Below are 7,834 nucleotides of genomic sequence, written 5' to 3'. Positions count from 1 at the left end.
GCGCAGCTGGTCAGTGAAACCGCCAGCGCAGCCACCGCCGTACCGGTAATGAGTCGCCTGATTATGCCCACGATGCGCAGCCCTCCAGCTTCGTATTACGCGATCTACACCAACTGAGCCTACGGCATGGCCGTGCAACGATGAGGGCCCCTATACTAGGCCGGTGAACCCCACTGTTTGGATGGCGCTTCTTGGTGCCCAATCGATGATCAGCCTGACTCCCGGAGCCGGTGCCATCAACACGATGAGCAACACCCTCAACGTCGGAATCCGGCGATCCATCTGGGGAATCCTCGGGCAGCAGGTGGCTTTGCTGATCCATATTGCCATCGTAGCGGCCGGGCTGGGGCTTCTGGTCGCCAGTTCACCGGTGGCCTTTGACGTGATCCGTTATTCGGGTGCGGCCTACCTGATCTACCTTGGCGTTCGGAAGTTCCTGAGCGTGCCTGCGCAAAGCGGTGAGGCTCCAGGAGGGTGCCCGCTCGCTGCTGGTCCGTGGCCTCTGGGTGAATCTGCTCAATCCGAAAGCGATCGTCTTCTTCCTGGCTTTCATGCCGCAGTTTATCCGGCCGGCCGAAGAGCTCCTGCCCCAGTACGCGGTCCTCGGCGCGACGGTCGTCGTCGTCGACATCGCCGTCATGCTGTTCATCTTTGCCGCCTGCGCGCGCCAATTCCAGCGGTTCACGCAGAGCGAGCGCGGGCAACGCGCCATGAACCGCACGTTCGGGACGCTGTTTGCCGGCGTCGGCGTGGCCCTCGCGGTTCTTTAGCGCCGCCGTCGTCCGCTTACGTCGTCGTTAGCCGCGCTGTCGTCCCACTGTTTAGCGCCGTCGTCGTCCCACCATCGTGAATCCGATGATGGCCAGGGTGCCGGCAATAGCTTCGACCACCGCCGTCAGGGTCTTCTGGAAGTACCAGATCGGCTCGTACATCGCCGGCATGGGTCCAATCGCGGGTACGTCCACATAGCGGTAGAGGATAACGGCGAATAAGGCGGCGAAGGCAATCATGGCGGCAAGGGCGTAGGAGAGCTTGCTGCCGCGGACCAGGACGTAGACCGCTATCAGGATCGCGACTATCGACTGGATCACGAACAGCGTTCCCTGCCCGATGCCGCCCGGTGCTGCCTGTTCATAGCCGGGAGCAAGCTGCAGGTGGATCACGGCGTCGACCACCAGTGCGGCGGCGATTACGATCCGCAGCACGAGCATCATAGGTGCGTGCCGGCTGCGGGCCTTCCTGCTTCGGGTAGCTGTTGGAGTGCGCATCATTTCACCACCAGAGTTCCTGCCATATTGGGATGGTAAGTACAGATATAGGGGTACTCGCCTGGCTCTTCAGGTGCGGTGAAGGTGACGGTTTCCCCACCTTCGAACACGACGTCGAAGACGCCTTCCTCTTCAGAGGTCACAGTGTGTGGGGCACTGTCCTTGTTGATAACGGTGATCGTTGCACCCGGGCTGACGGATTCAGGGCCGATGTATTCGAAATTCTCCACGGTGATCACCACCTCTTCGGCGGAACCGTCCTCCGACCCGCCGGCCGGGGACTCTCCAGCGGGGGCGCTCGACGACGACGGCTCAGGTTCCGGAGCGGGCTCTTCTGTGGTTCCTCCACAGCCAGTAACCCCTACCAAAGCGGCCGCGAAAACAATGCTGAGAACGCCTTTACTGATATTCATGCTGTTCCTTCCACCAAGTGGCCACTAATGGTTGTTTAGAGCCATTCAAAACAACCATTACTGGCAACTCGACATCCAGGAGCCGGAGCCCGACCGGTATTTTTGTGTACCTTCAAGTATGAGACGGAAGCGGCGCGTTTCATAGGCTTGAAAGGACAATCTTTGGCCTCAATTCGGGCGTTTTAGATAACGATGCGGAACTGTACTTGGAGAGTTGAGTGTAGTAGACTCAAGTTAGCTTAGTAGTACGAACGCATGCAGGAAGACCCACAGTTCGGTAAGGAGCCCAGCTTGGAGACCAAATTCACCACGAAGAGCCAGGAGGCTTTGTCCGGCGCGGCAATGAATGCCTCGACGGCAGGGAATCCGCAGGTCGAACCTGCCCATCTGCTGAAGGCTCTAATGGATCAGAGGGAAGGCGTCGCCGTCGCGCTGCTCAAGGCCGCGGGCCTGGACCCGGATGCGGTCAGTGTGCAGGCCAGTTCAGCCATCAAGGCACTGCCGGCGTCGTCCGGTACTTCAGTGGCCCAGGCGGAATATTCGCGGGGGATTCTGAAGGTGATTAAGACCGCCCAGCAGGAAGCGGACCTGTTGGGCGACTCCTATATCTCCACCGAGCACCTGCTGCTCGCGCTGGCCGCCGACAATACCGCCGTCGGACGTCTGCTGCGCGATGCGGGAGCGGGGCACGAAGCGCTGAAGGCTGCGCTGCCGGGGATCCGTGGCGACCGCAAGGTTGATACCCCGGACCCGGAGAATACCTTCCAGGCACTTGAGAAGTTTGGCGTCGACCTGACAGAGATCGCCCGCTCAGGCAAGCTCGATCCCGTGATCGGACGTGACGCGGAAATCCGCCGCGTGGTCCAGGTTCTCAGCCGTCGGACCAAGAACAACCCGGTGCTGATCGGCGAACCCGGCGTGGGCAAGACCGCCGTCGTCGAAGGCCTGGCCCAACGGATTGTGGCCGGTGACGTTCCAGAATCGCTGCGCGGCAAGACGCTGATCAGCCTCGACCTGTCCGCGATGGTCGCCGGCGCAAAATACCGCGGGGAATTCGAGGAACGGCTCAAGGCTGTGCTCGAGGAGATCAAGAGTGCCGCAGGGCGGGTGGTGACGTTCATCGATGAGCTGCATACCGTCGTCGGCGCCGGTGGTTCCGAGGGCGCGATGGACGCCGGAAATATGCTCAAGCCGATGCTGGCCCGCGGAGAACTGCGGCTGATCGGCGCCACCACGCTGGATGAATACCGTCAACGGATCGAAAAGGACGCCGCGCTGGAGCGCCGCTTCCAGCAGGTCTTCGTCGGTGAACCCTCCGTAACCGACACCATCGGTATCCTGCGCGGGCTGAAGGAACGGTACGAAGCGCACCACAAGGTGGCGATCGCCGACTCCGCGCTGGTGGCCGCCGCGAGCCTGTCCAACCGGTACATCACCGGCCGCCAGCTGCCGGACAAGGCCATCGACCTGGTCGACGAGGCCGCGTCCCGGCTGCGGATGGAGATCGACTCGGCACCGGAAGAGATCGACGAACTGCAGCGTACCGTGGACCGGTTGACGATGGAGGAGCTGGCGTTGAGCGGCGAATCGGATCCGGCGTCGGTTGAACGGCTGGAGTCGCTGCGCGCGGACATGGCAGACCGGAAGGAACAGTTGGCGGCACTGACTGCCCGTTGGGAAGCCGAGCGTGCCGGGCTGAACCGGGTCGGCGACCTGAAGGCAAAGCTGGACGAGCTGCGTTCGCAGGCGGACAAGGCCCAGCGCGACGGCGATCTGGAGACGGCCTCCCGGCTGCTCTACGGTGAGATTCCCGCCGTCGAGCGCGATTTGAACACTGCCCAGGAGCAGGAGGAACACGTCGGCCAGCCGCAGGACCTGATGGTGTCGGAGGACGTGACGGCGGACGATATTGCCGAGGTGATTTCCGCGTGGACAGGTATTCCGGCCGGTCGGATGCTGCAGGGCGAGACCGAAAAACTGTTGCAGATGGAGCAGTTCCTCGGCGCCCGGCTGATCGGACAGACCAAGGCGGTTGCCTCCGTTTCGGATGCGGTGCGCCGTGCCCGGGCAGGCATTTCGGATCCGGACCGGCCCACCGGTTCGTTCCTGTTCCTCGGCCCGACCGGCGTGGGCAAAACCGAGCTGGCGAAGGCGTTGGCGGACTTCCTCTTCGACGACGAGCGGGCCATGGTCCGGATCGACATGAGCGAGTACTCGGAGAAGCATTCAGTCTCACGCCTGGTCGGGGCGCCTCCGGGCTACGTCGGTTATGAGGAGGGCGGCCAGTTGACCGAGTCCGTCCGGCGACGGCCCTACAGCGTGGTGCTGCTCGACGAGGTGGAAAAGGCGCACCCGGAGGTCTTCGATATCCTGCTGCAGGTGCTCGACGACGGCCGCCTCACCGATGGCCAGGGCCGCACCGTGGACTTCCGCAACGTCATCCTGGTGCTGACCTCCAACCTCGGTTCGCAGTTCCTGGTTGATCCGCAGCTCGAGGACCGGGAGAAGCGCGACGCCGTGATGAATTTGGTGAATGCTTCCTTCAAACCGGAATTCCTCAACCGGCTCGACGACGTCATCATGTTCGACGCCCTGAGCCTGGATGAGCTGGCGCAGATTGTCGACCTCGCCGTGCAGGCTTTGGCCGCGCGGCTGCAGGAGCGCCGGCTGACGCTGGACGTGACGGACGCAGCGCGCGAGTGGCTGGCGTTGACCGGTTACGACCCGGCATACGGGGCACGTCCGCTGCGCCGGCTGGTGCAGCGCGGGATCGGCGACCGGCTCGCCCGCGGCATCCTGGCCGGTGAAATTCCGGACGGCGCCACGGTCGTGGTCGACAAGGACGACGCCGCCGACACCCTGACGGTGACCACTGGAGAACCCGTGCGGTCCGGCCGGCTAATCGATTAGCGACCCGGTAATCTGACCACTGGTAATACGGATGAAGCAATCCACCCTGCGATCCCCGGACTGCCATGATTCAGGCTGAGGATACGCTGTCTGCTGCCGCAACCGTTCCTCATACTGGTTGGCTTCCTGTGAGAGTTCGGTGTTGCGGCAGAGTTCGCTGGCACGTTCGGCGAGGGCCTCTTCACCGGGGAACCCGGCGTCGTCCTCATAGGTGAAGGTATTGACCAACTGGGCCTGGTGCGGGGTTTCACAGGTCACGACGGTTGCCGGTTGGGTTGCATCCGTGAACTCCGTGAAGCACTGGCCCTCTTCGAAGTCGAACGGTGAAACGTTTTCGGCGATAATCCCGTTGCTGCCGGCGTTGGGCTGCGGGCCGGTGTCCCGGTAACCAGCCAGCATCGTGATCAGCAGGATGATGCCGACGACGAGAACCGCCGCGATGCCGATCCCGATAAGCAAGGGAGCCTTCGACGATTTCCGGCGGGGACGGGTCGGTGGCTGCTGGCCGAACGGTGCTCCCTGCCAATCCGCCGGGGGCAGATAGGTGACGTGCTCATCGTGCTCCGTGCCCGGACCGGTTGATGAGTGATCGGGCCAGAGGCTGGAGGGCTGGTCTGTCCCCGGGTAGGAGGGTGGTTGATCCGGCCAGTTACCGGGCGGTGGTTGGACGGTTCCGGCGCCGGTCGGCGTCTGGCCGGTGCCGGTGCTGGCAGGCGGCCGGGTGGGAGCCGGTGGTGCATTAAAGCGTCCGCCGTGATCGCGTTGGTGCGGTTCGGTGGCCTTCGCAGCTCCGGGGCCTTCGCCGGTACCCCGGTGGCCGTCGTCGTCGTTATCCTTGTCCTTTTCGCTTGGAGTTGCGGGATAGGAATCGGGTTCGGGCTCAGGTTCGGGCTCAGGTTCGGGAGCCGCCGACGATTCGCCGCTCGTCGGCTCCTGCGGCGTCTCATCGGCCCCGGGAGAGGAGGGGTAATCCTTCTCCTTCGGATCGCGCTCGTCGTTGTTTTCGCTCATGGTTCCTGCTCGTCGGTGACTTCCGCCCGGGCCTTCGAGGCGGCGGCCTGGATTTTCTGCGATACGGCGTCCTTATCCGCGGCGGATTTGGGCAGCCGTCCGCCAGCCAGCGTTCCCGCCTGTTCCACTTCCTGCTCAACAGCCTCGGCCTCCGCGTTGACCTCGTGAAGCGAGGCCTCCGTTGCGACGTCAGGGCTGATGACCGGCTCGGCCAGCGTGGGAGTTGGCAGCTGCAGTTCGTCCGGCGAGACGGTCAGGAGCCCGTCGTCGTCAATCAGGGTCTCCGGCGGAGCCGACGGATCCGGCGCGATGATGTCACCGTCGTCGTCGAGGGCAGCATCGTGTGACTGTGCGTCTTCAGCCTCATTCATGGAAGACCCCTCCCTCTGCTGCAGTGATTCCGGACCGCGGGGGTGGTGCGAAACCCCTTTGGAATGACTCTATCGAATATCGACAACGGCTTGCAGGGGTGCGCGGGGTCTGAGCGAGCGCTTATGCTCTACGCGTACTGAAGGTGAGCGGCCCGTCCCCAAGGCGCGGATTTCGAAGAAAGCATGTAATCTGGAGATACGACAAATTGAACATTCTCCGGGAGCCGCGTTGGGTTGCTCCAGTGCCTGCACCCGGAACGACGTACAGAGGGGGTCACGCCATGGGGCGCGGCCGTCAAAAGGCAAAAGCTACCAAGCAGGCACGGGACATCAAGTACTTCAGCCCGTCCACTGACTATTCGGCACTGCAGCGCGAGCTGGCCAGTGCGAATCATCACGCTTCGACTGGTTATTCCGACCGTTTTCCAGAAGACGGGGATGACTATGAGGACAAGTACGCGGATCAGTTTGACGATGAGGACGACGACGGGGATCCTTCCCGCCGCATTGGCTAGTTCCTCATCAGCACGGAACTCTGTGGGCTCCAGGCGGTTTAGCGTCTCAAGCTGGCACGTTCAGGCACTGAGCTTATATCTACTGCGGTACATCCATTCGGGTGTGCCGCAGTAGGTGTTTAACCATCGTGGCCGTCCCTCAGGCTCTCCATCACGCCGGTCTCGGTCTTCGGGCTCTTTCGAATAGGCTGACAACGTGTTTGGATTGTTCCAAAAGACCTGCAGAGGAGCGCAATGACCAAAATGGAGAAGTTCGCACAGGGAGCACCGGCCTGGGTGGACCTGCAATCACCGGATCAGGAAGCTTCCAAGCGGTTCTACGCTGAACTCTTCGGCTGGGAGTATCAGGACAACCCTATGTCGCCTGAGTACGTGTACTCCATGGCGTCTGTCGGAGGGTCAGCCGTGGCTGCCATCGCTCCGCAGGCGACCGAGGCTGTCAACGCCGGGATAACCACCGCTTGGAATACCTACTTCTCGGTGGACGATATCGAGGCCGTCGTGGAAAAGGTGGCTCCTGCCGGCGGCCGGGTCCTGATGGCGGCCGACGACGTGGAAGGCTTTGGCAGGATGGCTCTGATCGAAGACTCGATCGGTGCGCCGCTCACGCTCTGGCAGGGAAAATCCCTGACTGGTGCGGAACTGATCAATGAGCCCGGTTCCTTCATCTGGCATGAGCTTGCGGCCGGAAACTGGGAGCATGCGGTGCCGTTCTACATCGATGTCCTTGGAGCCGAGAAGGCCGAGGTACCCATGGAGGGCGGAAGCTTCACGATGCTGCGGGTCGACGGCCAGTACGTTGCAGGATTCCGCGACCAGGAAGATGAGAATTCCACGCCCAGGTGGGAGGTTTACTTCGGAATTGCGGACACGGATGCCGGTATCGCCACCGCCCGCGCGTCCGGGGCCAAACTCCTGGTCGAACCGTTCGACGTCGAAGGCATCGGCCGGATGGCGATGCTCAGCGATCCGCAGGGCGCCGTCTTCTGGATCCTGCAGGAGCCCCCGGCAGAGTAGAGCAAATCGAGTCGGCAGTAGATGCTGTTATGACGGGGTGAAGTCAAGTGGTGTTTGCAATGCTGCGGCTTACGCTGCGGTTTGTAGTAGTTCTTTCAGTTGGTCGGCGGGCGTCTGAAGCCCGAGGGTTTGGCGGGGCCTGCGGTTAAGGATGTCCTGAACCTTTTTGAGATCTGCGGCGGTGTAACCGCTGAGATCGGAGTACTTCTCGAACCAGTGCCGCAGCAGCCGGTTCGTGTTCTCGTTCGTGCCCCGTTGCCAGGGTGAGTGCGGATCGCAGAAGTAGACCGGTGATCCCAGTTCAAGCCTGACTTTTTCGTAGGCTGTCA

General features: G+C 62.4%; 8 protein-coding genes and 1 pseudogene. 4 read left to right on the top strand and 5 right to left on the bottom strand.

Annotated features, from left to right (window positions below):
• The first annotated feature begins 163 nt into the window (after nucleotides 1–163).
• Nucleotides 164–770 (top strand): annotated as a pseudogene (locus Y707_RS33525) (LysE family transporter).
• Between the two features lie 51 nt (nucleotides 771–821).
• Here Y707_RS33525 and Y707_RS0116235 read toward each other — a convergent pair.
• Nucleotides 822–1,271: a hypothetical protein gene (locus Y707_RS0116235; protein ID WP_026535860.1), complete on the bottom strand. Its 450-nt coding sequence runs from the start codon at nucleotides 1,269–1,271 to the stop codon at nucleotides 822–824.
• Nucleotides 1,268–1,681: a cupredoxin domain-containing protein gene (locus Y707_RS0116230; protein ID WP_026535859.1), complete on the bottom strand. Its 414-nt coding sequence runs from the start codon at nucleotides 1,679–1,681 to the stop codon at nucleotides 1,268–1,270. The genes Y707_RS0116235 and Y707_RS0116230 overlap by 4 nt, the downstream gene beginning before the upstream one ends.
• 291 nt (nucleotides 1,682–1,972) lie before the next feature.
• Here Y707_RS0116230 and clpB point away from each other — a divergent pair, with 291 nt between their 5' ends.
• On the top strand, nucleotides 1,973–4,591 hold the full coding sequence (clpB, locus tag Y707_RS26800; protein WP_035782145.1) for an ATP-dependent chaperone ClpB: 2,619 nt from the start codon (nucleotides 1,973–1,975) through the stop codon (nucleotides 4,589–4,591).
• Here the strand turns inward: clpB and Y707_RS29135 are convergent.
• A complete protein-coding gene (locus Y707_RS29135) occupies nucleotides 4,580–5,602 on the bottom strand; it encodes a septum formation family protein (RefSeq protein ID WP_051442111.1) in 1,023 nt (340 codons plus the stop codon). The two genes, clpB and Y707_RS29135, sit on opposite strands and share 12 nt — an antisense overlap.
• Nucleotides 5,599–5,973: a hypothetical protein gene (locus tag Y707_RS0116215; RefSeq protein ID WP_026535858.1), complete on the bottom strand. Its 375-nt coding sequence runs from the start codon at nucleotides 5,971–5,973 to the stop codon at nucleotides 5,599–5,601. Before Y707_RS0116215 ends, Y707_RS29135 begins: the two co-directional genes overlap by 4 nt.
• Nucleotides 5,974–6,254: 281 nt before the next feature.
• Between Y707_RS0116215 and Y707_RS0116210 the strand changes: the two genes are divergently transcribed.
• Both Y707_RS0116210 and Y707_RS0116205 read left to right on the top strand, forming a co-directional pair.
• Nucleotides 6,255–6,488, top strand: a complete 234-nt coding sequence (locus Y707_RS0116210; protein ID WP_026535857.1) for a DUF3073 domain-containing protein — start codon at nucleotides 6,255–6,257, stop codon at nucleotides 6,486–6,488.
• 234 nt (nucleotides 6,489–6,722) lie between these two features.
• Nucleotides 6,723–7,505 (top strand): VOC family protein, encoded by a 783-nt coding sequence (locus Y707_RS0116205; RefSeq protein ID WP_026535856.1) that lies wholly within the window; start codon nucleotides 6,723–6,725, stop codon nucleotides 7,503–7,505.
• A gap of 69 nt (nucleotides 7,506–7,574) precedes the next feature.
• Here Y707_RS0116205 and Y707_RS0116200 read toward each other — a convergent pair.
• Nucleotides 7,575–7,834: IS30 family transposase (locus Y707_RS0116200; RefSeq protein ID WP_026535855.1), on the bottom strand; the 260-nt coding region annotated here is incomplete at its 5' end.

This window comes from Arthrobacter sp. H14, assembly GCF_000520495.1.
GTDB lineage: Bacteria > Actinomycetota > Actinomycetes > Actinomycetales > Micrococcaceae > Arthrobacter_C.
The sequence above is the reverse complement of the archived record's forward strand: the minus strand, read 5'-3'. Positions and strand labels throughout refer to the sequence as shown.